Origin of the sequence: Pseudomonas mendocina, from assembly GCF_003008615.1 — a bacterium.
Taxonomy (GTDB): Bacteria; Pseudomonadota; Gammaproteobacteria; order Pseudomonadales; family Pseudomonadaceae; genus Aquipseudomonas; species Aquipseudomonas mendocina_C.
Map to the genome: position 1 here is coordinate 3066694 of NZ_CP027657.1, position 22902 is coordinate 3089595.

Genomic DNA, 22902 nt, shown 5'->3' on the forward strand with positions numbered 1-22902 from the left:
ATCCGACATGCAAAAGATTCGTCGTGACGACGAGATCATCGTGATCGCCGGCAAAGACAAAGGTAAGCGCGGTAAGGTGCTCAAGGTTCTCGCTGACGACCGTCTGGTCGTCGGTGGCATCAACCTGGTGAAGCGTCATACCAAGCCGAACCCGATGTCGGGCGTTCAAGGCGGTATCGTCGAGAAAGAAGCGCCTCTGCACGCTTCCAACGTTGCCATCTTCAACACTGAAACCAACAAGGCTGACCGCGTTGGCTTCAAGGTTGAAGACGGCAAGAAAATTCGTGTCTTCAAGTCCACCCAGAAGCCGGTTGGCGCTTGAGAATCCGTAGGTAAATACCATGGCACGACTGAAAGAGATTTACCGGAAGGAAATCGCGCCCAAGCTGAAGGAAGAACTGAAGCTGGCGAACGTGATGGAAGTTCCGCGCATCACCAAGATCACCCTGAACATGGGCCTGGGCGAAGCGATCGGTGACAAGAAGATCATCGAAAACGCTGTTGCCGACCTCGAGAAGATCACCGGTCAGAAAGTCGTTGTGACTCATGCCCGCAAATCGATCGCTGGTTTCAAGGTTCGTGAAGGTTGGCCGATTGGCGTCAAGGTCACTCTGCGTCGCGAGCGTATGTACGAGTTCCTGGATCGTCTGCTGTCCATCTCCCTGCCGCGCGTGCGTGACTTCCGCGGCCTGAATGCCAAGTCCTTCGACGGTCGTGGCAACTACAGCATGGGCGTGAAAGAGCAGATCATCTTCCCGGAAATCGATTACGACAAGATCGATGCGCTGCGTGGTCTGGACATCACCCTGACTACCACTGCCCGTAACGATGATGAAGGCCGCGCTCTGCTGCGTGCTTTCAACTTCCCGTTCCGCAACTGATCGGAGTCTGGACAAATGGCCAAGACAAGCATGAAGAACCGTGAGCTGAAGCGTCAGCAAACGGTTGCCAAGTACGCCAAGAAGCGTGCCGAGCTGAAAGCTACCATCGCCAACCCGAACACCAGTCCGGAAGCGCGTTGGGAAGCCCAGGTCGCTCTGCAGAAGCAGCCACGTGACGCCAGCGCCTCGCGTCTGCGTAACCGCTGCCGCATCACTGGCCGTCCGCACGGTGTATACCGTAAGTTCGGTCTGTCGCGTAACAAGCTGCGTGAAGCGGCTATGCGCGGCGACGTACCGGGCCTGGTGAAAGCCAGCTGGTAAGCAGCAATAAAAGACAGAGCCGGCCTTGCGCCGGCTTTGTCTTTATATGAACAAGCCCCTTTTGGGGCTTGCTTCATTTTTGATCGGTCTCTAGAATGTCCGGCTCTCCTGAGCCTGGTATTTACGTGCCGAGCTTTTGGATGATCCCACAGCCTTGATGGCTGTTCTTTTTGTATCAGGAGCGTCTAGCCCATGAGTATGCAGGACCCGTTAGCGGACATGCTAACTCGTATCCGTAATGCCCAGATGGCTGAAAAGTCCGTCGTAAGCATGCCTTCTTCCACTCTGAAGGTAGCCGTAGCCAAAGTTCTGAAAGACGAAGGTTACATTGCGGGTTATGAAGTCAATGGTGAAGCCAAGCCACAACTGTCCATCGAGCTGAAGTACTTCGAAGGCCGTCCGGTCATCGAGGAAGTCAAGCGCGTGAGCCGTCCTGGCCTTCGTCAATACAAATCCGTCGATGACCTGCCGAAGGTTCGCGGCGGTCTCGGTGTTTCCATCGTCTCCACCAACAAAGGTGTGATGACGGATCGCGCTGCGCGCGCTGCCGGTGTCGGCGGCGAAGTGCTCTGCACCGTGTTCTAAGGGGGGATAAGCATGTCTCGCGTTGCTAAGAACCCCGTTGTGCTGCCTGCCGGTGTCGAGATCAAACTCGCCGGTCAGCAGCTCTCGGTGAAGGGTGCCAAGGGCGCTCTGGAACTGAACGTTCACTCGTCCGTGGAAGTGATCCAGGAAGGCAGCGAACTGCGTTTCGCCGCTCGTAACGGCGACCAGCAGAACCGTGCCATGGCCGGTACTACTCGCGCTCTGGTGAACAACATGGTCATCGGTGTCAGCCAAGGCTTCGAGCGTAAGCTGCAACTGGTCGGTGTGGGCTACAAAGCTCAAGCCAAAGGCCAGGTGCTGAACCTCGCACTGGGCTTCTCCCACCCGATCGACTACGAACTGCCGGAAGGCGTCGTGGCCGAAACCCCGAACCAGACCGAAATCCTGATCAAGGGTATCGACAAGCAACTGGTGGGTCAGGTGGCTGCGGAAATCCGTGACTTCCGTCGTCCTGAGCCCTACAAGGGCAAAGGCGTTCGTTACGCGGATGAAGTTGTCCGTCGTAAAGAAGCCAAGAAGAAGTAAGGGGCTGAGAAATGACCGACAAAAAAGTTACTCGTCTGCGTCGCGCTCGCAAAGCACGCCTGAAAATGCACGAGCTCGAAGCCGTGCGTCTGTGCGTGTATCGCTCTTCGCAGCACATCTATGCCCAGGTCATCTCGGCCGACGGCAGCAAGGTTCTGGCCAGCGCCTCTACCTTGGACAAAGCACTGCGTGATGGCGCCACCGGCAACGTCGACGCGGCCAAGAAAGTTGGTGCGCTGGTTGCTGAGCGTGCGAAAGCCGCTGGTGTGACCCAGGTGGCATTCGACCGTTCTGGCTTCAAGTACCACGGCCGCGTCAAGGCGCTGGCTGATGCTGCTCGTGAAGGCGGGCTGGAGTTCTAAGTTATGGCAAATAACGACCAAAAGCGCGACGAAGGCTACATCGAGAAGCTGGTTCAGGTTAACCGCGTTGCCAAGACCGTAAAGGGTGGCCGTATCTTCACCTTCACCGCGCTGACCGTGGTTGGCGATGGTAAGGGTCGTGTCGGCTTCGGCCGCGGCAAGTCCCGTGAAGTGCCTGCTGCCATCCAGAAGGCGATGGAAGCTGCTCGTCGCAACATGATCCAGGTGGATCTGAACGGCACCACTCTGCAATACCCGATCAAGTCCGCTCATGGCGCCTCCAAGGTGTACATGCAGCCGGCTTCGGAAGGTACCGGTATCATCGCCGGCGGCGCTATGCGTGCCGTTCTGGAAGTGGCTGGTGTACAGAACGTTCTGGCCAAGTGCTACGGCTCGACCAACCCGGTGAACGTGGTTCATGCCACCTTCAAGGGCCTGAAGACCATGCAGTCTCCAGAATCCGTTGCGGCCAAGCGTGGCAAGAGCGTCGAGGAGATTCTCTAACCATGGCTAACACCGTCAAAGTGACTCTGATCAAGAGCACCAATGGCCGTCTGGCCAATCACAAAGCTTGCGTCAAGGGCCTGGGCCTGCGTCGCATCGGTCACACCGTAGAGGTTCTGGATACTCCGGAAAACCGCGGCATGATCAACAAGGCTTACTACCTGCTGAAGGTGGAGGGTTAATCATGCAACTGAACGATCTGCGTTCCGCGCCGGGTGCCCGTCGCGAGAAGCACCGTCCGGGCCGTGGCATCGGTAGCGGTCTGGGTAAGACTGGTGGCCGTGGTCACAAAGGTCAGACCTCCCGCTCCGGTGGCTCCATTGCTCCGGGCTTCGAGGGTGGTCAGCAGCCGCTGCACCGCCGTCTGCCGAAGTTTGGCTTCGTTTCCCTGAAGGCGATGGATCGTGCGGAAATTCGCACCTCCGAGCTGAACAAGGTTGAAGGCGTTGTTACTCTGCAGGCTCTGAAGGATGCCAATCTGGTTGGCCAACACGTACAGCGCGTAAAAGTCATGCTGTCCGGTGAGGTCACCCGTGCGGTCACCCTGAAAGGTATCGCCGTCACCAAAGGTGCGCGTGCGGCTATCGAAGCAGCTGGCGGTAAGTTCGAGGACTAAATGGCTAAGCAAGGTGCTCTCTCAGCGCTGGCAGGTGGCGGGTTGTCCGAACTCTGGGCTCGTCTGCGTTTCCTGTTCCTGGCGATCATCGTCTACCGGATAGGTGCGCACATCCCGGTTCCTGGCATCAACCCAGACCGACTGGCGGATCTGTTCCGGCAGAATGAGGGGACCATTCTTAGCTTGTTCAACATGTTTTCCGGCGGCGCGCTGGAGCGGATGAGCATCTTTGCACTGGGGATCATGCCGTACATCTCGGCATCGATCATCATGCAGCTGATGACCGCCGTCAGCCCGCAGCTGGAGCAGTTGAAGAAGGAAGGTGAGGCTGGTCGTCGCAAGATCAGCCAATACACCCGCTACGGCACTCTCATCCTGGCTTTCGTTCAGGCTATCGGTATGTCTGCTGGTCTGGCGAGTCAGGGTGTGGCGTTCTCGGGCGATTTCGGCTTCCACTTCGTAGCGGTTACCACTTTTGTGGCGGGCGCGATGTTCATGATGTGGCTGGGCGAGCAGATCACCGAGCGCGGTGTCGGCAACGGTATCTCGATGCTGATTTTCGCGGGCATCGTCGCCGGTCTGCCGTCGGCAATCGGGCAGTCTTTCGAGTCTGCTCGTCAGGGCGATATCAACATCTTCGCTCTGATCGCCATCGGCCTGCTGGCAGTAGCGATCATCGCTTTCGTGGTGTTCATCGAGCGTGGTCAGCGCCGCATTGCGGTGCACTACGCCAAGCGTCAGCAGGGCCGCAAGGTCTTCGCTGCGCAGACCAGCCACCTGCCGCTGAAGGTGAACATGGCGGGCGTAATCCCGGCCATCTTTGCCAGCAGTCTGCTGTTGTTCCCGGCTTCGCTGGGAGCCTGGTTCGGTCAGTCCGAAGGTCTGGGCTGGCTGCAGGACATTTCGCAGGCGATCGCTCCTGGTCAGCCGTTGAACATTCTGCTGTTTAGTGCAGGGATCATTTTCTTCTGCTTCTTCTACACAGCGTTGATGTTCAACCCGAAAGACGTAGCGGAAAACCTGAAGAAGTCCGGTGCCTTTATTCCGGGTATCCGTCCGGGCGAGCAGTCGGCACGCTATATCGATGGCGTTCTGACCCGTTTGACCATGTTCGGTGCTCTGTACATGACGGCCGTGTGCCTGCTTCCCCAGTTTCTGGTGGTCGCGGCCAACGTTCCGTTCTACCTTGGCGGGACCTCGTTGCTGATCGTGGTCGTGGTTGTCATGGACTTCATGTCCCAAGTGCAATCGCACCTCGTGTCTCACCAGTACGATTCCCTGATGAAGAAAGCCAACCTGAAGGGTTATGGCAGCGGCATGCTCCGCTGATCCACCCGTAAGGTTCGAGGAGTTGGTAATGAAAGTTCGTGCATCGGTGAAAAAGCTGTGCCGTAACTGCAAAATTATCCGTCGCGAAGGTGTCGTGCGGGTGATCTGCAGCGCAGAGCCGCGTCACAAACAGCGCCAAGGCTGAGTGTGAACCACGCGTGATAAGCCCGGCAGCTAGTGCGCTGTCGGGTTGATTATTTGTTTTTACAGCGTTAATATCTCGCGCCCTATTTCTTGGCTTCCGGGGCGTAGGTAGCTGTCAATTGGAGTTCCACTGAATGGCCCGTATTGCAGGCGTTAACATTCCGGATAACAAGCACACTGTTATCTCGCTGACCTACATCTTCGGTGTTGGTCGCACTACCGCACAGAAAATCTGTGCCGCTACCGGTGTAAACCCGGCAGCAAAGATCAAGGATCTGACTGACGAGCAGATCGAGCAACTGCGTGGCGAAGTAGCCAAGGTGAACACCGAAGGCGACCTGCGTCGTGAAGTGAATATGAAGATCAAACGCTTGATGGATCTGGGTTGCTACCGCGGCCTGCGTCATCGTAAAGGTCTGCCGGTTCGCGGTCAGCGTACCAAGACCAACGCTCGCACCCGTAAGGGCCCGCGTAAGCCGATCCGCAAGTAATCGCATTCGCGAATCGACAGGAATTTAGTCATGGCAAAACCTGCTGCTCGTACTCGTAAAAAAGTCAAAAAGACAGTGGTGGACGGTATCGCCCACATCCACGCGTCTTTCAACAACACTATCGTGACCATCACTGACCGTCAGGGTAACGCCCTGTCCTGGGCTACTTCCGGTGGTTCGGGCTTCCGCGGTTCGCGTAAGTCCACTCCGTTCGCTGCTCAGATCGCCGCCGAGCGCGCTGGTCAGGCTGCACTGGAATACGGTCTGAAGAACCTCGACGTTAACGTCAAAGGTCCAGGCCCAGGTCGCGAATCCGCCGTGCGTGCTCTGAACGCCTGCGGCTACAAAATCGCCAGCATCACCGACGTGACGCCAATCCCGCACAACGGGTGCCGTCCGCCGAAGAAGCGTCGCGTGTAATCAGGAGACAGTGAGAAATGGCTCGTTACATTGGTCCCAAGTGCAAACTGTCTCGTCGTGAAGGCACCGATCTCTTTCTGAAGAGTGGTGTTCGCGCGCTTGAATCTAAGTGCAACATCGAAGCAGCCCCGGGTATCCACGGCCAGCGCCGTGGCCGTCAGTCCGACTACGGCACCCAGCTGCGTGAGAAGCAAAAAGTTCGTCGTATCTACGGCGTACTGGAGCGTCAATTCAGCGGTTACTACAAGCAAGCTGCCAGCCAGAAAGGCGCCACCGGCGAAAATCTGCTGCAACTGCTGGAGTGCCGTCTGGACAACGTGGTTTACCGTATGGGTTTTGGTGCTACTCGTGCCGAGTCCCGTCAGCTGGTTTCGCACAAAGCGATCAGCGTCAACGGTCAGACCGTAAACGTACCGTCCTACCAAGTTAAGGCTGGCGACGTCGTTGCTGTTCGCGAGAAATCGCGCAATCAGCTGCGCATCGCTCAGGCTCTCGAGCTCTGCGCCCAGCGTGGCCGTGTTGAGTGGGTAGAAGTAGACGCCGAGAAGAAGTCTGGTGTGTTCAAGAACGTACCGGCTCGTGGCGATCTGTCCGCTGACATCAACGAGAGCCTGATTGTCGAGCTCTACTCCAAGTAAGGGCTAGAAAATAGGTGCATCCATGCAGATTTCGGTAAATGAGTTCCTGACCCCCCGTCACATCGATGTGCAGGAGGTCAGTTCGACCCGCGCCAAGATCACCCTCGAGCCTCTCGAGCGTGGTTTCGGCCATACCCTGGGCAACGCGCTGCGTCGCATCCTGTTGTCCTCCATGCCTGGCTGTGCAGTAGTCGAGGCCGAGATCGACGGCGTACTCCACGAGTACTCCGCGATCGAAGGTGTGCAGGAAGATGTCATTGAGATCCTGCTCAACCTGAAAGGTCTGGCTATCAAGCTGCACGGCCGTGACGAAGTGACCCTGACTCTGTCCAAGAAGGGCCCGGGCGTTGTTACCGCTGCCGATATTCAGCTGGATCACGATGTCGAAATCGTCAATGGCGACCACGTCATTGCCAACCTGGCCGCTAACGGCGCCCTGAACATGAAGCTCGTCGTAGCTCGTGGTCGTGGTTACGAGCCGGCCGACGCTCGCCAGAGCGACGAAGATGAAAGCCGCAGCATTGGTCGCTTGCAGCTGGATGCTTCGTTCAGCCCTGTGCGTCGGGTTGCTTACGTGGTGGAAAACGCCCGTGTCGAGCAGCGCACCAACCTGGACAAGCTGGTTATCGATCTGGAAACCAACGGTACCCTGGATCCTGAAGAGGCCATCCGTCGTGCCGCGACCATCCTGCAACAGCAGCTGGCCGCGTTCGTCGACCTCAAAGGTGACAGCGAGCCTGTGGTGATCGAGCAGGAAGACGAGATCGATCCGATCCTGCTGCGTCCTGTTGATGACCTGGAACTGACCGTACGTTCGGCAAACTGCCTGAAGGCAGAGAACATCTACTACATCGGCGATCTGATTCAGCGCACCGAAGTAGAGCTGCTCAAAACCCCGAACCTGGGCAAGAAATCCCTGACCGAAATCAAGGATGTTCTGGCTTCTCGCGGTCTGTCCCTCGGTATGCGCCTCGACAACTGGCCGCCGGCAAGTCTGAAGAAAGACGATAAGGCTACTGCCTGATCGTCATCATCACCGAACGAACAAGTTTGGTAAGGAATTGAACCATGCGTCATCGTAAAAGTGGCCGTCACCTCAGCCGCACCAGCGCTCACCGCAAGGCCATGTTCCAGAACATGGCGGTCTCGCTGTTCGAGCACGAGCTGATCAAAACTACCCTGCCGAAAGCCAAGGAACTGCGTCGCGTTGCCGAGCCGCTGATCACCCTGGCCAAGGAAGACAGCGTTGCCAACCGTCGTCTGGCCTTCGACCGTACTCGTTCGAAAGCCATCGTTGGCAAACTGTTCAACGATCTGGGCAAGCGCTACGCCACCCGTAACGGCGGCTACCTGCGCATCCTCAAGTGCGGTTTCCGCGCTGGCGACAACGCTCCGATGGCTTACGTTGAACTGGTCGACCGTCCGGTCGGCGGTTCGGTAGAAGCTGCCGAGTAAGTTGCTGGTTGTGCAAAAAACCGGGCCTAGTGCCCGGTTTTTTGTTGCCTGAAATTATTGCGTTGGGCGCGCGTAGAGGGCGCGGCTGGCGGTTTGTGGGGCGTGCGCAGGGTGTTTGGCGCATGAAAGAAAATAACTATCGCGCCGTTACGCTTCATGAATTGGTTCGCCTGACGAAGCGGGTCTAGGCTTGTCCCATCGTTGGTCGCACACGCTGCGACCGACCCGATGAGGAGAAGGAGAGAACCATGTCGAACCAAGGTAAGTGTCCATTCAATCACGTTGCTGGTGGTGGCACGACCAACAAAGATTGGTGGCCGAATCAGCTGCGTGTGGACTTGCTGAATCAGCACTCTGATCGATCCAACCCCCTGGGCGAGCAATTCAACTACGCCGAAGCCTTCAAGAAACTCGACTACAAGGCGCTGAAAGCCGATCTGGTGCGGTTGATGACCGATAGCCAGGATTGGTGGCCTGCCGACTTCGGCCACTATGGCCCGCAGTTCATCCGCATGGCCTGGCACTCCGCCGGTACCTACCGCACCACTGATGGCCGTGGCGGTGGTGGCCGTGGTCAGCAGCGCTTCGCTCCGCTGAACTCCTGGCCGGACAACGTCAACATCGACAAGTCGCGTCGCCTGCTGTGGCCGATCAAGCAGAAATATGGCCAGTCCATTTCCTGGGCCGACCTGTACATCCTTGCTGGTAACGTTGCGCTGGAGTCCATGGGCTTCCGTACCTTCGGCTTCGGTGCGGGGCGTGAAGACGTGTGGGAGCCGGATCAGGACGTCAACTGGGGCGCCGAAGTAGCCTGGCTGGGGGTCGATCCTAAGCGTGTCAACGACGAGCGTGAACTCACCGCTCCGTTCGGCGCCACCCACATGGGCCTGATCTACGTAAACCCCGAGGGCCCGAATGCGAGTGGCGATTACCTGGCGGCTGCTAAGGACATTCGCGCTACCTTCTATCGCATGGCCATGGATGACGAAGAGATTGTCGCCCTGATTGCCGGCGGGCATACCTTCGGTAAGTGCCACGGCGCTGCGCCGGAGTCGCACAAAGGGCCGGAGCCAGAAGCGGCGCCAATCGAGGCGCAGGGCCTGGGCTGGATGAGCAACTTCGGCAGTGGCTTCGGCAAGGACACCGTCTCCAGCGGCCTCGAGGTCACCTGGACGAAGACCCCAGCCCTGTGGAGCAACAACTTCTTCGAGAACCTGTTCAAGTTCGAGTGGGAGCTGACCAAGTCGCCTGCAGGTGCCAAGCAGTGGGTGGCCAAGGATGCACCCGAGATCATTCCGGATGCGCATGTACCGGGGAAATTCCACAAGCCGACCATGCTCACCACTGACCTGACCCTGCGCTTCGATCCGGAGTTCGGCAAGATTTCCAAGCGCTTCTATGAAGACCCGCAGGCCTTCGCCGATGCCTTCGCGCGTGCCTGGTACAAGCTGACTCACCGTGACATGGGGCCCAAGGCTCGTTACCTCGGTCCGGAAGTGCCGAAAGAGGATCTGATCTGGCAAGACCCGTTGCCGGCTGCCACCCATAATCCGAGTGCTGCCGATATCGCCGACCTGAAAGCGAAGATCGCCGCATCGGGGTTGTCGGCCGGTGACCTGGTGTCCGTGGCCTGGGCCTCGGCCTCTACCTTCCGCGGTGGCGACAAGCGTGGCGGTGCCAATGGTGCACGTCTGGCACTGGCGCCGCAGAAGGACTGGGCGGTCAATCAGCGGGCCATCCAGATGTTGCCGAAGCTCGTGGCCATCCAGCAGGCGTCCGGTAAGGCATCGCTGGCGGATGTGATCGTGCTGGCCGGTAATGTCGGTGTCGAACTGGCCGCCAAGGCTGCCGGTGTGGTGGTGGATGTGCCATTCGCAGCAGGTCGCGTCGATGCGCGTCAGGATCAGACCGATGTCGAGTCCTTCGATGTGCTGGAGCCGGCTGCCGATGGTTTCCGCAACTACAGCAAAGGCAACCTGGGCGTGCCCACTGAGGCCATGCTGGTGGACAAGGCGCAGATGCTGACCCTGACTGCGCCTGAGTTGACCGCGTTGGTCGGTGGTTTGCGTGTACTGGGTGCCAACCACGACGGCAGCCAGCATGGCGTGTTCACCGACAAGGTGGGCGTGCTGTCCAACGACTTCTTCGTCAACCTGCTGGACATGGGCACCGTATGGAAGGCCACCGACAGCAGCGGCGAAGTATTCGAAGGGCGTACACGCAAGGATGGCCAGGTGAAATACACCGCCACCCGCAACGATCTGGTATTTGGCTCCAACTCGGTATTGCGTGCCTACGCCGAGGTCTATGCCAGTGCCGATGGCAAGGAAAAATTGGTCAAGGACTTCGTCGCCGCCTGGGTCAAGGTGATGAATCTGGATCGTTTCGATCTGGCCTGAACCACTAGATAGCAGCTTGCTGCGTCAGTAAACCGCAACGCCTCCCTCGTGGAGGCGTTGTGCTTTTGCTTGACCGAACACCCTGCCAGGCGGAGCATTGCACTCTGTTCAGGCATGCAACAAGGAATACGGCATGAAAGGCCATACCGAAGTCATCGACTATCTCAAGCATCTGCTCAAGGGAGAGCTGGCCGCTCGTGACCAGTACTTCATTCATTCGCGGTTGTACGAGGATTGGGGCTTCAGCAAACTCTACGAGCGCATCAACCACGAGATGGAAGAGGAAACCCAGCACGCCGACGCGTTGCTCAAGCGGATCATCTTCCTCGAAGGCGTACCGGACATGGTGCCGAATCCTTTCACCTTCGGTCAGAGCGTGCCCGAAGCGTTGAAACTGGATCTGGCCCTGGAATACGAAGTGCGCGCTGCCCTGAGCAAGGGCATCGAACTGTGCGAGAAGCATCAGGATTATCAGACCCGCGACATCCTCTTGCTGCAGCTCAAGGACACCGAGGAAGACCATGCCTACTGGCTGGAGATCCAGCTGCAGCTGATCGACAAGCTAGGCTTGGAGAAGTACCTGCAAAGCCAGATGTGACGTTTGGTGCGCATGGCGTACCCTACGAGCCGTCCATCATGAAAGAGCCCCGCATCAGCGGGGCTCTTTCGTTTCAGGCGCGGTCGCGTTCCAGCAGTGGTTTGAGGAAGTGCCCGGTATGCGAGGCCGGGTTGGCTGCAACATCCTCTGGTGTGCCGGTAGCGATGATCATGCCGCCCTTGGAGCCGCCTTCCGGACCCAGATCCACCAACCAGTCGGCCGTCTTGATCACATCCAGGTTGTGTTCGATCACCACCACGGTATTGCCGTGGTCGCGCAGACGGTGCAGTACATCGAGCAACTGCTGGATGTCGGCGAAGTGCAGACCGGTGGTCGGCTCATCGAGGATGTACAGGGTCTTGCCGGTGTCGCGTTTGCTCAGCTCGCGACTCAGCTTGACCCGCTGCGCCTCGCCGCCGGACAGGGTGGTCGCGCTCTGGCCCAGCTTGATGTAGGACAGGCCGACGTCCATCAGCGTCTGCAACTTGCGGGCGATGGCTGGCACGGCGTCGAAGAAGGCACGAGCCTCCTCGATGGTCATGTCGAGCACCTCGGTGATGCTCTTGCCCTTGTACTTCACTTCCAGGGTTTCGCGGTTGTAGCGTTTGCCCTTGCACACGTCGCAGGGCACGTAGATATCCGGCAGGAAGTGCATCTCTACCTTGATCACACCATCGCCCTGGCACGCCTCGCAGCGCCCGCCCTTGACGTTGAAGCTGAAACGGCCTGGGCCGTAACCACGCGAGCGCGATTCCGGAACCCCGGCGAACAGTTCGCGGATCGGTGTGAACAGACCGGTATAGGTGGCCGGGTTGGAGCGAGGTGTACGACCGATCGGGCTCTGGTCGATGTCGACCACCTTGTCCAGGTGCTGCAGACCGTCGAAGGAATCGTGCGCAGCGGCCTCCAGCGTGGTCGCACCGTTCAATGCCGTGGCGGTCAGCGGGAACAGGGTGTTGTTGATCAGCGTCGATTTGCCCGAGCCGGACACCCCGGTGACGCAGGTGAGCAGGCCCACCGGAATTTCCAGATCGACGTTGCGCAGGTTGTTGCCTCGTGCGCCTTTGAGCTTGAGCAGTTTCTTCTTGTCGCGCGGGGTGCGCTGCGCCGGATAGCGGATCTTCTCGCGGCCGGACAGGTACTTGCCGGTCAGCGAGTCGGGGTGATTCATCACCTCGTCCGGCGTGCCTTCGGCGACGATCTGGCCACCATGCACGCCGGCGCCTGGGCCGATATCGACCACGTAATCAGCCATGCGGATGGCGTCTTCGTCGTGCTCGACCACGATCACCGTGTTGCCCAGGTTGCGCAGGTGGTTGAGGGTGCCCAGCAGACGTTCGTTGTCGCGCTGGTGCAGGCCGATGGACGGCTCGTCGAGGATGTACATCACGCCCACCAGGCCTGCGCCGATCTGGCTGGCCAGGCGGATGCGCTGCGCTTCACCGCCGGATAGGGTGTCGGCGCTGCGATCCAGCGTCAGGTAGTCGAGGCCGACGTTGACCAGGAACTGCAGGCGCTCGCGGATTTCCTTGAGGATCTTCTCAGCGATCTCGCCACGGCGGCCGGTCAGGTGCAGGCTGGCGACATAATCGCAGGCGTCGCCTACCGGTAGCCCGGTCACCGCCGGCAGCGTCTTCTCGCCGACCCAGACATGACGCGCTTCGCGACGCAGGCGGGTGCCGCGGCAGTCAGGGCAGGGCTGGGTACTGAGGAACTTGGCCAGCTCTTCGCGCACGCTGGTCGACTCGGTCTCGCGGTAACGACGTTCGAGGTTGGGGATGATGCCCTCGAAGGGATGCGAGCGTTTGACGATGTCGCCCCGGTCGTTGAGGTACTTGAAGTCGACGCTCTGCGTGCCGCTGCCGAACAGGATGACCTTCTGGTGCTCCGCGGCCAGGTCGTCGAAAGGCTCTTCCAGGCTGAAACCGTAGTGCGCGGCCAGCGAGCCGAGCATCTGAAAGTAATAGACGTTACGCCTGTCCCAGCCGCGTATGGCACCTTCGGCTAGGGTCAGCTCGCCGTTGACCAGGCGCTTGACGTCGAAGAACTGTTTCACGCCCAGGCCGTCGCAGGTCGGGCAGGCGCCGGCGGGGTTGTTGAAGGAGAACAGCTTGGGTTCCAGCTCGCTGATCGAGTGACCGCAGTGCGGGCAGGCGAAGCGTGCGGAGAAGATGATTTCCTCACCTTGCTCGTCGTCCATGGGGGCGATCAGCGCGATGCCGTCTGCCAGGCCAAGAGCGGTCTCGAAGGATTCGGCCAGACGCTGCTGCAGGTCTTCGCGAACCTTGAAGCGATCCACCACCACGTCGATGGAATGCTTCTTCTGTTTATCCAGCTTGGGCAACTCGTCCAGTTCGAACAGCTTGCCGTTGACCCGTGCCCGCACGAAGCCTTGAGCACGCAGCTCTTCGAATACCGAGAGGTGCTCGCCTTTGCGTTCGCGAATCACCGGGGCCAGCAGCATCAGCTTGCGGCCTTCCGGTAGGGCCAGCACCTGATCGACCATCTGGCTTACGGTCTGCGCTTCCAGTGGTACGTCGTGATCGGGGCATCGCGGGATGCCGACGCGGGCGTAGAGCAGGCGCAGGTAGTCGTAGATCTCGGTGATGGTGCCGACGGTCGAGCGCGGGTTGTGCGAGGTCGATTTCTGTTCGATGGAAATCGCCGGCGACAGACCTTCGATGGTATCGACGTCGGGCTTTTCCATCATCGACAGGAACTGCCGGGCATAGGCCGACAGCGATTCCACGTAACGGCGCTGGCCTTCCGCGTACAGGGTGTCGAAAGCCAGAGAGGACTTGCCGGAACCAGACAGGCCGGTAATCACGATCAGTTTGTCGCGCGGCAGGGTCAGGTCGATGTTCTTGAGGTTGTGGGTTCGGGCCCCACGGATCAGGATCTTGTCCACTTACAACGGGCCTCGCAGGGCGGGCGGAAAACGGTCGAGTATAGGGCCAGGGGGCACCCTGCGGCAAAGTGTGTGCCTGTGCCACAAGCGCGCCGGCTGCTAGAATCGCCGGCTGATTTTCCACGGGATTTGTTCCATGCACGATCCACACAGCGAACGCATGAGTGGCGGTGAAGCACGCGCAGCTGGCGGGCTTGCCTTGGTGTTTGCGTTCCGCATGCTCGGCATGTTCATGGTGCTGCCGGTGCTGGCCACCTACGGCATGGATCTGGCTGGCAGTACCCCGGCGCTGATCGGTCTGGCCATCGGCGCCTACGGCCTGACTCAGGCCGTGTTGCAGATTCCTTTCGGCATGCTCAGCGATCGTATTGGCCGACGGCCGGTGATCTATGTCGGCCTGCTGATCTTCGCGGCCGGCAGCGTGCTGGCCGCCAATGCCGACTCGATCTGGGGAGTGATTGCCGGGCGGGTATTGCAGGGCGCCGGCGCAATTTCCGCTGCGGTTATGGCGTTGCTGTCGGATCTGACCCGCGAACAGCATCGCACCAAAGCCATGGCCATGATCGGCATGAGTATCGGTCTGTCGTTCGCCGTGGCCATGGTCGTCGGCCCGTTGCTGACTCGTGCCTTCGGCTTGTCCGGACTGTTCTGGGCGACTGCGGCGATGGCACTGCTGGGGATTCTCATCGTCGCTGGTGTGGTGCCGAAGAATGCCGGCCCGTTGCAGCACCGCGAGTCGGGCGTGGCGGCGCAGGCCCTGTGGCCAACCCTGAAGAATGCCGATCTGCTGCGTTTGGATTTCGCCATCCTGGCACTGCATGCGGTGCTCATGGCCAGTTTCGTCGCGTTGCCACTGGCGCTGGTGGAGCAGGGCGGCCTGGTCAAGGAAGAGCACTGGTGGGTCTATCTCACCGCGTTGTTGATCGGCTTCTTCGGCATGGTGCCGTTCATCATCTATGGCGAGAAAAAGCGCCAGATGAAGCGCGTGCTGCTCGGCGCGGTGGCGGTGCTGCTGGCTTGCGAGTTGTATTTCGCATTGCTGGGTAGTGGCCTGCGTGCTCTGGTGGTCGGAATCGTGGTGTTCTTCACCGCCTTCAATCTGCTTGAAGCCTCGTTGCCGTCGTTGGTCAGCAAGGTTGCTCCGGCTGGCGGCAAGGGGACGGCGATGGGCGTGTATTCCACCAGTCAGTTCCTCGGCGCTGCGCTGGGCGGCATTCTGGGCGGCTGGCTGTATCAGCACACCGGTCTGATAGGTGTGTTCATCGGCTGCGCCGTGCTCTGTGCAATTTGGCTGGTTATTGCTGTTACTATGCGCGAACCGCCGTATGTGACCAGTTTGCGCCTGCCGCTCGACGCTGCGGCACTGGCCGAGGTCGGACTGGTCGAACGCCTCAAGGCTACGCCGGGAGTGGCGGATGCCGTGGTGGTGGTCGATGAAGCGGCCATCTATATCAAAGTGGACACCCAACAAGTGGATCGCACGTCAGTGGAGCGCCTGATCGCATCGGCGTCTGCGACGTGAGGAGCCTAGGAGAACGTTATGGCCCGTGGGGTTAACAAAGTCATTCTGGTCGGTACCTGTGGTCAGGATCCGGAAACACGCTACCTGCCCAGCGGCAACGCAGTGACCAACCTGAGCCTGGCCACCAGCGAGCAGTGGACCGACAAGCAGACCGGGCAGAAGGTCGAGAAGACCGAATGGCACCGTGTCGCCCTGTTCGGCAAGGTTGCCGAGATTGCCGGCGAGTACCTGCGCAAGGGTTCGCAGGTGTACATCGAAGGCAAGCTGCAGACCCGCGAGTGGGAAAAAGACGGCATCAAGCGTTACACCACTGAAATCATCGTCGACATGCAGGGCACCATGCAGTTGCTCGGCGGCCGTCCGAGTGGCGATGAAGGCGGTGCTCCGCGTCAGTCGCGTCCGGCCCCGCAACGCGAGCCGCAACAGGCTCCGCGCCAGGAGCGTCCGGCTCCGCAGCAGGCCCAGCCTGCGCCTGACTACGACAGCTTCGACGACGATATTCCGTTCTGAGAATGCAGTGTCGCGCTGATACGAAAACCCCGAGCTAGGCTCGGGGTTTTTCTTTGTGGCTCAGATCAGGCCTTCGGCCTTGAGCGCTTCGATTACCTTGGGACGGGCGCCGATGCGGGTGCGGTAAGCCTGCAGATTTGGCCAGGCATCCAGCGAGAAGCCCACGATATTGGCCCAGCCCAGCACGGTGAACAGATAGCCATCGGCAACGGTGAAACGGTCACCGAGCAGGAAATCCTGCTCGCCCAGTTGCGTAGCGACCCAATCCAGGCGCTTGTTCAGCAGCGCCTGTGCGGCGGCTTTCCAGTCCGCGCTCTGAGCAGGATTGAACATGCTGCCGAAAGGCTTGTGCAGCTCGGTGGAAATGAAGCTCAACCAGCTTTGCAGCTCATAGCGCGCCTCGCTGCCATTGGCCGGGGCCAGGCCGCTCTCGGGTTTGAGGTCAGCGATGTACTGGACGATGGCGGCGCCTTCGGTCAGCACCTTGCCATTGTCCAGTACCAGGGCGGGAACGTAGCCCTTGCTGTTGATGGCAGTGAAGTCGGCACCCGATGCGGTGAGCTTGGTCTTGAGGTCGACAGCTTCCAGTTCGAAGTCCAGGCCTGCCTCGAGCAGGGCGATGTGCGGCGAGAGCGAACAGGCGCCGGCTTTGTAATACAGCTTCATGGGTGATTCCTTGATGGAGGGAACGCGTAAAAGAGCTTACTCTGCGCATTCTTTTCGGCAAGTACCTACCTTTTGGTAGGTTTTGGAGCGGCTCGATGACCGATGAATCCCGGCTGGGCAATGTATTCAGCGGTGTTTGCCCGGCACGCCATGTTCTCGCAGTGATTGCCGACAAGTGGTCGCTGCTGCTGATTCATGCCCTGGCGCACGGCGGCACCCTGCGTACTGCCGAGCTGCGTCGCCGGGTCGACGGCATTTCGGAAAAGATGCTGATCCAGACGATTCGTCGGCTGGAGCGGTTTGGATTGGTATCGAGGCAGGCCTATGCCGAGGTGCCGCCGCGGGTGGAATACTCGCTGACGGCGCTGGGCCATTCCCTGAGCGAACCGATTCGGGCAATCGATCACTGGGTGGAAAGCCATGTCGCCGAGATCGTTCGGGCGCAGAACGTCTTCGATCAGGGGGCCGAGCGCATTGCTGCCGATGCCGGGCAATGCGCGATTGCGGGGTGACGGCACAGGGTAAAACCAGCAGAATATCCGCCATTACGGCCGCCACACCGGCAGGCAGAACAAATCTGGAGTCACCCGAGCCACCATGCGAATGCGCCTGATGCTGCTGGGCGGCGGTAGTGCCCTGGGGCAAGCGCTGATCCGTCTTGGCGCCGAGGAGGACATCGGCTTCCTTGCACCACGCCCGCCGGAAAGCGGCTGGGATGCGGCGAGCCTGACCGAGCTGCTCGACGACACCCGCCCGGATGCACTGATCAACCTGGCTTATTACTTCGACTGGTTCCAGGCCGAGTCGGTCAGCGAGTCGCGTCTGTTCACGCAGGAACGCGCTGTCGAGCGCCTGGCCGAGCTCTGCCAGCATCATCAGATCGTGCTGGTGCAGCCGTCGAGCTACCGTGTGTTCGACGGTTCGCGTGCCACGGCCTACAGCGAGAAGGAAGAGCCGGTGCCGCTGGGTTTGCGCGGTCAGGCACTCTGGCGTCTGGAGCAGAGCGTACGGGCGATTTGCCCACGACATGTGCTGCTGCGTTTCGGCTGGTTGCTCGATGACAGTCGCGAGGGCTTGCTCGGTCGCTTCCTGCTGCGTGCCGAACATGGCGAGACACTGCACCTGGCCGACGACCGACGCGGCAATCCAACCCCGGTCGATGATGCTGCACGGGTGATTCTTGCCGTGCTCAAGCAGCTCGACTGCGCTTCACCGCTGTGGGGCACCTATCATTATGGTGGGCACGAGGCGAGTACATCATTGAGCCTGGGCCAGGCCGTGCTCAGCGAAGCGCGCCACTATCGCAGCAATCTGGTTGAGGACGTCGTGCCGCAAGCGCATGCTGCCCGCCCGGATGCGGCTGACGAACCGCAACATGCGGTACTGGCCTGCAAGAAAATCCTCCACACCTTCGGCATCAAACCGCGCGCCTGGCGCTCCGGTTTGCCAGCGCTTCTGGATCGTTATTACCGTCATGGCTGAGATACTCGTAACCGGCGGTGCCGGCTTCATTGGTTCGCATCTGGTCGATGCGCTGCTGGCCGCAGGGCAGCGCGTGCGTGTGCTGGATAACCTGTCCATGGGCAAGCGCAATAACCTGCCGCTGGATAACCCGGCTCTGCAGTTCATCGAGGGTGATGTCGCCGATGCGCAGTTGGTCGCGCAGGCTGTGGCCGGTTGCGATGCGGTGGTGCACCTGGCTGCCGTGGCCTCCGTGCAGGCGTCCGTCGATGACCCGGTGGCGACCCACCAGAGCAATTTCATCGGTACGCTCAACGTCTGCGAGGCGATGCGCCTGCATGGGGTGCGGCGAGTGGTCTACGCCTCCAGCGCTGCCATCTATGGCAACAATGGCGAAGGCGTGGCTATCGATGAGGACATAGCCAAATCCCCGCTTACGCCCTATGCCGCCGACAAGCTGGCGAGCGAACATTATCTGGATTTCTATCGTCGCCAGCATGGCCTGGAGCCGGCCGTGTTTCGCTTCTTCAACATCTTCGGCCCACGCCAGGATCCTTCTTCACCATACTCCGGCGTGATCAGCATCTTCACCCAGCGCGCGCAGCAGGGATTGCCGATCAGCGTATTCGGTGATGGCGAGCAGACCCGTGACTTCTTCTACGTAGGCGATCTGGTCGAGTTGCTGATGCAGGCCCTGAGTGCCGGGCAGGTGGAACCGCTGCCGGTCAACGTCGGTTGGAACCAGGCCGTCAGCCTCAACCAGTTGCTGGCGGAAATCGGCGTCCTGTGTGGTGCGCTCCCGCAGGTGACGCACCTGCCGGCGCGGGCTGGCGACATTCGCCATTCGCGCGCCGACAATGCGCGGCTGCAGATGCAATACCAACTGCCGTCGCAGACGCCGCTACGTGATGGACTCGCTCGCTTGCTCGGGTTGTAAACCGATGCTGGGGCGATGGCCCTGAACGCAAAGAAGCCGGCAGATGCCGGCTTCTTTCATTGCACGGTGGCTTAGAACTTGTAGCCCAGGCCAACCATGTAGACGAACGGATCGACGTCGACGTCCACCTTGGCGCGTACACCGAGGTCGGTGTTGTCGACATAGGCAGTGGTGTCGATGTCGATGTAGCGCACCTGAGCGTTGACCATCAGGCTGTCGGTCAGCATGTAGTCGGCACCGACCTGCCAGGCAAGGCCCCAGGAGTTCTTCGCGCGGAAGTTGTCGAAGCCGTTGGCGCTGGCGGCGCTGCCGACGTGCTCATCGAAGATCCAGGTGTAGTTGATACCGGCACCGACATAAGGCTGGAATGCAGACTTGGAGTCGAGTGGGTAATACACCAGGCTCAGGGTCGGCGGCAGGTGCTTGAGGGTACCCAGTTTGCCATTGGCTGCATCGAGGATGGTGCCCTTGATCTTCACGTCGTGCTCGAAGGGCGTCGCGGCCAGCAGTTCGATACCGAGGTTGTCGGTCAGCATATAGGCGAAGTTCAGACCCAACTGGGTATCACTGCTCATGGTTGCCTTGCCGCCCAGGTCGAGATTGCCGCCGCGGTCGACCTTGACGCTCGAGGAGTCGGCGTCCGGGTTGACGGTGATGGCACCGGCACGGACGAGGATATCTCCGGCTTGGTGGGCTTGAGCCACGGGAGCGGCAACGGCGAGGGCGAGCAGTGAGGCAGTGAACAGGGACTTGTACATAGCGAACTCCAGTCGAGTCGAGTGTCTTGGCTGGAATCAATGCTAAGCCACGCAACGATTTACTTTTTGACCTGGCTCAATAGTTCGGCTGGCTGATACGAGATGTTTCGCGCGTGCCCCGGTGAAGTTCGTAGATGATAATCTTTCTCTTTTTGAAGCTGCCGTCTGTCGAGGTTCCTCTGCGCATGAATCGCTTCCCACTCCGTTCCCTGGCCGCGGCACTGGCTCTTGCCAGCGGTTCGCTGACTGCCGCGCCGTTGGATGATGCGCTGGATGAAAGCCAGCGCCTGGCTGCCGAGGCCAAGGCTTCCCAGGGCCGTATCGAGCAACTGGACGATGCCAGCCGTGAGATGCTCAACGAGTACCGTAACGCGCTCCAGCAGGCCGAAGCGCTGAAAGGTTATAACAGTCAATTGCGCGACTTGGTGGCCGCTCAGCGCGATGAGCTGGCCGGCTACCAGAAGCAGCTCGATGGCATCGAGCGCACCCAGGAGGCAGTGAGCCCGCAGATGGTCAGAATGGTCGAGGTGCTTGGTCAGTTCATTGCCGCTGATCTGCCGTTCCTGCCTGAAGAGCGTGAGGATCGCCTGGCGCAGCTGCAGGATCTGTTGCCGCGCGCCGATGTCAGCCTGGCTGACAAGTACCGCCGCATCCTCGAGGCCTACCAGATCGAGAGCGACTACGGCCGTACCCTGGAAGCCTGGCGCGGTGAGCTGAATCAGGCCGATGGCGCCTCGCGTAGCGTGGAATTCCTGCGCCTGGGGCGCAGCATGCTCTATTACCAGACCCTGGACGGTCACGAGAGCGGCTGGTGGAACCCGCAGGCCCAGGCCTGGCAGACGCTCGAAGGTAGCGCACGGCGTCCGTTAAGCCAGGCCATCGCCATCGCCCGTCAGCAACAGGCGCCTGCGCTTTTGAACCTGCCGATCAAGACGCTGGCCAAGGAGTCTGCACAATGACTCGTCGTGTTATCGCCGCCCTGGTGCTCAGCCTGCTGCCCAACATGGCTGCTGTCGCTGAAACCCTCAGCCCCGATCAGCTGCTGCAACGTATCCGCAGTGAGCGGGCCGCCGAAGTCAGTGCCATGCAGACGCGCGAGCAGGCGTTTCTCGCCCAGCGCAGTGAGCAAGCCGAACTGCTGGCTGCCGCGCGTGCCTCTCTCGCCGAGCAGAAGGCCGAGGCCGAACGTCTGAAGGCCGATTTCGATCGCCAGGAAACCGAACTGGCCGAGCAGGAAAAGCTGCTGGCACAACGTGTCGGCCATCTCGGCGAGCTGTTCGGCGTGGTGCGCCAGAGTGCCGGCGACACCCTCAGCCAGTGGCAGGACAGCCTGCTCAATGCGCAATACCCCGAGCGCCTCAAGCAACTCAAGGCGTTGGCCGAGAGCCGCAGCCTGCCCTCGGCCGAAGACCTCGATGGCTACTGGATGCTGCTGCTCGAAGATCTGGCCGCCAGCGGTCGTGTCGAGCGCGTGTCGTTGCCGGTGGTCGCCGCCGACGGTCGTCGCAGTGAACAGCAGGTGCTGCGCGTCGGCGCTTTTGCCGTGTACGGCGAGGATGCCTTCCTGCGTTACGACGCCGATGCCAGCGAACTGATCGCGCCGTCGCGCCAGCCTTCCGGCATGGGCCAGGTCAGGGATTACCTCGCCAGCAGCGCCGAGCTGGCGCCGCTGCCGGTCGACCCCAGCCGCGGCACCCTGCTGGCGCAGTTGCAGCAGCAGCCGAGCCTGTGGGATCGCCAGCAGCAGGGTGGCCTGGTCGGTTGGGTGATCGTTGTGCTGGGCGCCGTGGGCCTGCTGCTGGCGGGCTGGCGCATGTTCTACCTGAGCCGTGTGGCACGGGGAATCAAGGCGCAGATGCATGACCTCGGCACGCCGCGCGACGACAACCCGTTGGGGCGGGTGATCGGTGTACTGGGGCCGAAGCCGCAGCTGTCCGATCTGGAAACCCTGGAGCTGAAGCTGGACGAGGCGATCCTGCTGGAAACCCCACCGCTGGAGAAAGGCCACGGCCTGATCAAGCTGATGGCCGCTGTCGCACCGTTGCTCGGCCTGCTGGGTACCGTGACCGGGATGATCATCACCTTCCAGGCCATTACCCAAGGTGGTGCCGGTGATTCGCGGCTGATGGCCGACGGTATCTCGCAGGCGCTGGTGACCACCGTGCAGGGATTGGTCGTGGCCATCCCGATGCTGTTCCTGCACGCCTTGCTGAGCAGCCGCAGTAAGGGGCTGATCCAGCTTCTGGAGCAGCAGAGTGCCGGCCTCGTCGCCTTGCATCTGTCAGGGGCGCCGCGTCGTGACTGATCTTTACGCATCCTGGTTGCGTGCAGTCGACAGTGCTTATGCATTGCTCGACTTCATGACCACCGGTGGCGTGGTGATGTGGGCCCTGGCGATTCTCTGCGTACTGTTCTGGACGCTGATGTTCGAGCGCTTCTGGTTCCTGCGGCGGATCTTCCCGCGCTGGGTGCGCGAGCGTCGCGAAGCCTGGCAGCAGGTGCTCGGCGATGATGTGGTGGGCAGTTGGCAACGCGCAGTCCGCGACGCCTGGCTGGCGCAGGCGCGTCAGCAACTCGCCGCACCGCTGCGTCTGGGCAAGACCCTGGTCGCGCTGTGCCCGCTGTTCGGTCTGCTCGGCACCGTGACCGGCATGGTTGCGGTATTCGACGTGCTGGCCATGAGCGGCAATGGCGACCCGCGCGGCATGGCCGCCGGCGTATGGAAGGCGATCCTGCCGACCATGGCCGGCATGGTGCTGGCGATCACCGGATTGTTCAGCCTGGCGCGTCTCGAACGAGACTCGCGCCGGGCTCTGGAGCGGCTGGCCGACCAGCTGCGGCATGATTGAGA

General features: G+C 60.5%; 29 protein-coding genes. 26 read left to right on the forward strand and 3 right to left on the reverse strand.

Going from position 1 to position 22902, the window contains the following annotated elements:
• Nucleotides 1-7: 7 nt before the first annotated feature.
• From rplX to bfr, 18 genes are all read left to right on the forward strand, one after another.
• On the forward strand, nucleotides 8-322 hold the full coding sequence (gene rplX / locus C7A17_RS14285; protein ID WP_106738646.1) for a 50S ribosomal protein L24: 315 nt from the start codon (nucleotides 8-10) through the stop codon (nucleotides 320-322).
• A 19-nt stretch (nucleotides 323-341) separates the two neighbouring features.
• Nucleotides 342-881, forward strand: coding sequence for a 50S ribosomal protein L5 (gene rplE / locus C7A17_RS14290; RefSeq protein ID WP_017675614.1), 540 nt, complete (start codon nucleotides 342-344; stop codon nucleotides 879-881).
• Nucleotides 882-896: 15 nt separating this feature from the next.
• Entirely contained in the window at nucleotides 897-1202 is a 306-nt protein-coding gene (rpsN, locus tag C7A17_RS14295) for a 30S ribosomal protein S14 (RefSeq protein WP_003463288.1), read from the forward strand.
• 192 nt (nucleotides 1203-1394) lie between these two features.
• Nucleotides 1395-1787 carry a 30S ribosomal protein S8 gene (gene rpsH, locus C7A17_RS14300; RefSeq protein ID WP_003243915.1) on the forward strand — a complete coding sequence of 131 codons (393 nt, stop codon included), beginning with the start codon at nucleotides 1395-1397 and terminating at the stop codon, nucleotides 1785-1787.
• A gap of 12 nt (nucleotides 1788-1799) precedes the next feature.
• Nucleotides 1800-2333, forward strand: a complete 534-nt coding sequence (gene rplF, locus C7A17_RS14305; RefSeq protein ID WP_017675613.1) for a 50S ribosomal protein L6 — start codon at nucleotides 1800-1802, stop codon at nucleotides 2331-2333.
• Nucleotides 2334-2344: 11 nt separating this feature from the next.
• On the forward strand, nucleotides 2345-2695 hold the full coding sequence (rplR, locus tag C7A17_RS14310; RefSeq protein ID WP_017675612.1) for a 50S ribosomal protein L18: 351 nt from the start codon (nucleotides 2345-2347) through the stop codon (nucleotides 2693-2695).
• A 3-nt stretch (nucleotides 2696-2698) separates the two neighbouring features.
• A complete protein-coding gene (rpsE, locus tag C7A17_RS14315) occupies nucleotides 2699-3199 on the forward strand; it encodes a 30S ribosomal protein S5 (RefSeq protein ID WP_003243920.1) in 501 nt (166 codons plus the stop codon).
• 2 nt (nucleotides 3200-3201) lie between these two features.
• Nucleotides 3202-3381, forward strand: coding sequence for a 50S ribosomal protein L30 (rpmD, locus tag C7A17_RS14320; RefSeq protein WP_003243922.1), 180 nt, complete (start codon nucleotides 3202-3204; stop codon nucleotides 3379-3381).
• A gap of 2 nt (nucleotides 3382-3383) precedes the next feature.
• Nucleotides 3384-3815: a 50S ribosomal protein L15 gene (rplO, locus tag C7A17_RS14325; RefSeq protein WP_106738647.1), complete on the forward strand. Its 432-nt coding sequence runs from the start codon at nucleotides 3384-3386 to the stop codon at nucleotides 3813-3815.
• A complete protein-coding gene (secY, locus tag C7A17_RS14330; protein WP_106738648.1) occupies nucleotides 3816-5144 on the forward strand; it encodes a preprotein translocase subunit SecY in 1329 nt (442 codons plus the stop codon). It abuts the gene before it with no gap.
• Nucleotides 5145-5172: 28 nt separating this feature from the next.
• Nucleotides 5173-5289, forward strand: coding sequence for a 50S ribosomal protein L36 (gene rpmJ / locus C7A17_RS14335; RefSeq protein WP_002555468.1), 117 nt, complete (start codon nucleotides 5173-5175; stop codon nucleotides 5287-5289).
• A 133-nt stretch (nucleotides 5290-5422) separates the two neighbouring features.
• Entirely contained in the window at nucleotides 5423-5779 is a 357-nt protein-coding gene (gene rpsM, locus C7A17_RS14340) for a 30S ribosomal protein S13 (protein ID WP_003463275.1), read from the forward strand.
• Between the two features lie 30 nt (nucleotides 5780-5809).
• Nucleotides 5810-6199 carry a 30S ribosomal protein S11 gene (gene rpsK, locus C7A17_RS14345; protein ID WP_003243933.1) on the forward strand — a complete coding sequence of 130 codons (390 nt, stop codon included), beginning with the start codon at nucleotides 5810-5812 and terminating at the stop codon, nucleotides 6197-6199.
• Between the two features lie 17 nt (nucleotides 6200-6216).
• Nucleotides 6217-6837, forward strand: a complete 621-nt coding sequence (gene rpsD, locus C7A17_RS14350) for a 30S ribosomal protein S4 (protein WP_017675608.1) — start codon at nucleotides 6217-6219, stop codon at nucleotides 6835-6837.
• 22 nt (nucleotides 6838-6859) lie between these two features.
• Nucleotides 6860-7861 (forward strand): DNA-directed RNA polymerase subunit alpha, encoded by a 1002-nt coding sequence (locus C7A17_RS14355; protein WP_106738649.1) that lies wholly within the window; start codon nucleotides 6860-6862, stop codon nucleotides 7859-7861.
• Between the two features lie 44 nt (nucleotides 7862-7905).
• On the forward strand, nucleotides 7906-8292 hold the full coding sequence (rplQ, locus tag C7A17_RS14360; protein WP_003243945.1) for a 50S ribosomal protein L17: 387 nt from the start codon (nucleotides 7906-7908) through the stop codon (nucleotides 8290-8292).
• Between the two features lie 248 nt (nucleotides 8293-8540).
• A complete protein-coding gene (gene katG, locus C7A17_RS14365) occupies nucleotides 8541-10691 on the forward strand; it encodes a catalase/peroxidase HPI (RefSeq protein WP_106738650.1) in 2151 nt (716 codons plus the stop codon).
• Between the two features lie 133 nt (nucleotides 10692-10824).
• Nucleotides 10825-11289 (forward strand): bacterioferritin, encoded by a 465-nt coding sequence (gene bfr, locus C7A17_RS14370; RefSeq protein ID WP_106738651.1) that lies wholly within the window; start codon nucleotides 10825-10827, stop codon nucleotides 11287-11289.
• A 73-nt stretch (nucleotides 11290-11362) separates the two neighbouring features.
• On the opposite strand, the gene uvrA is transcribed toward bfr, so the two are convergent.
• Nucleotides 11363-14197 carry an excinuclease ABC subunit UvrA gene (uvrA, locus tag C7A17_RS14375; RefSeq protein ID WP_106738652.1) on the reverse strand — a complete coding sequence of 945 codons (2835 nt, stop codon included), beginning with the start codon at nucleotides 14195-14197 and terminating at the stop codon, nucleotides 11363-11365.
• A 136-nt stretch (nucleotides 14198-14333) separates the two neighbouring features.
• Here uvrA and C7A17_RS14380 point away from each other — a divergent pair, with 136 nt between their 5' ends.
• Nucleotides 14334-15719 (forward strand): MFS transporter, encoded by a 1386-nt coding sequence (locus tag C7A17_RS14380; protein ID WP_106738653.1) that lies wholly within the window; start codon nucleotides 14334-14336, stop codon nucleotides 15717-15719.
• 18 nt (nucleotides 15720-15737) lie between these two features.
• Nucleotides 15738-16229, forward strand: coding sequence for a single-stranded DNA-binding protein (locus C7A17_RS14385; RefSeq protein WP_003463262.1), 492 nt, complete (start codon nucleotides 15738-15740; stop codon nucleotides 16227-16229).
• Nucleotides 16230-16289: 60 nt separating this feature from the next.
• Here C7A17_RS14385 and gstA read toward each other — a convergent pair whose 3' ends face one another.
• A complete protein-coding gene (gstA, locus tag C7A17_RS14390) occupies nucleotides 16290-16895 on the reverse strand; it encodes a glutathione transferase GstA (RefSeq protein ID WP_106738654.1) in 606 nt (201 codons plus the stop codon).
• A gap of 95 nt (nucleotides 16896-16990) precedes the next feature.
• On the opposite strand from gstA, the gene C7A17_RS14395 reads away from it, so the two are divergent.
• From C7A17_RS14395 to C7A17_RS14405, 3 genes are all read left to right on the forward strand, one after another.
• Entirely contained in the window at nucleotides 16991-17407 is a 417-nt protein-coding gene (locus tag C7A17_RS14395) for a winged helix-turn-helix transcriptional regulator (protein WP_106738655.1), read from the forward strand.
• A gap of 85 nt (nucleotides 17408-17492) precedes the next feature.
• On the forward strand, nucleotides 17493-18377 hold the full coding sequence (locus C7A17_RS14400; RefSeq protein WP_106738656.1) for a sugar nucleotide-binding protein: 885 nt from the start codon (nucleotides 17493-17495) through the stop codon (nucleotides 18375-18377).
• A complete protein-coding gene (locus tag C7A17_RS14405; protein WP_106738657.1) occupies nucleotides 18370-19293 on the forward strand; it encodes an NAD-dependent epimerase/dehydratase family protein in 924 nt (307 codons plus the stop codon). The genes C7A17_RS14400 and C7A17_RS14405 overlap by 8 nt, the downstream gene beginning before the upstream one ends.
• A 71-nt stretch (nucleotides 19294-19364) precedes the next feature.
• Here the strand turns inward: C7A17_RS14405 and C7A17_RS14410 are convergent, their stop codons facing one another.
• The gene (locus C7A17_RS14410) at nucleotides 19365-20051 is read right to left on the reverse strand and encodes an OmpW/AlkL family protein (RefSeq protein WP_106738658.1); all 687 of its coding nucleotides are present in this window, start codon (nucleotides 20049-20051) and stop codon (nucleotides 19365-19367) included.
• Nucleotides 20052-20236: 185 nt separating this feature from the next.
• Between C7A17_RS14410 and C7A17_RS14415 the strand changes: the two genes are divergently transcribed.
• From C7A17_RS14415 to C7A17_RS14425, 3 genes are read left to right on the forward strand one after another with little or no spacing between them, the layout of a single operon-like run.
• Complete coding sequence (locus C7A17_RS14415; protein WP_106738659.1) at nucleotides 20237-21010, forward strand: DUF3450 domain-containing protein; 774 nt, start codon at nucleotides 20237-20239, stop codon at nucleotides 21008-21010.
• Nucleotides 21007-22356 carry a MotA/TolQ/ExbB proton channel family protein gene (locus tag C7A17_RS14420; RefSeq protein ID WP_106738660.1) on the forward strand — a complete coding sequence of 450 codons (1350 nt, stop codon included), beginning with the start codon at nucleotides 21007-21009 and terminating at the stop codon, nucleotides 22354-22356. The genes C7A17_RS14415 and C7A17_RS14420 overlap by 4 nt, the downstream gene beginning before the upstream one ends.
• Nucleotides 22349-22900 carry a MotA/TolQ/ExbB proton channel family protein gene (locus C7A17_RS14425; protein WP_106742938.1) on the forward strand — a complete coding sequence of 184 codons (552 nt, stop codon included), beginning with the start codon at nucleotides 22349-22351 and terminating at the stop codon, nucleotides 22898-22900. Before C7A17_RS14420 ends, C7A17_RS14425 begins: the two co-directional genes overlap by 8 nt.
• Nucleotides 22901-22902: the final 2 nt, after the last annotated feature.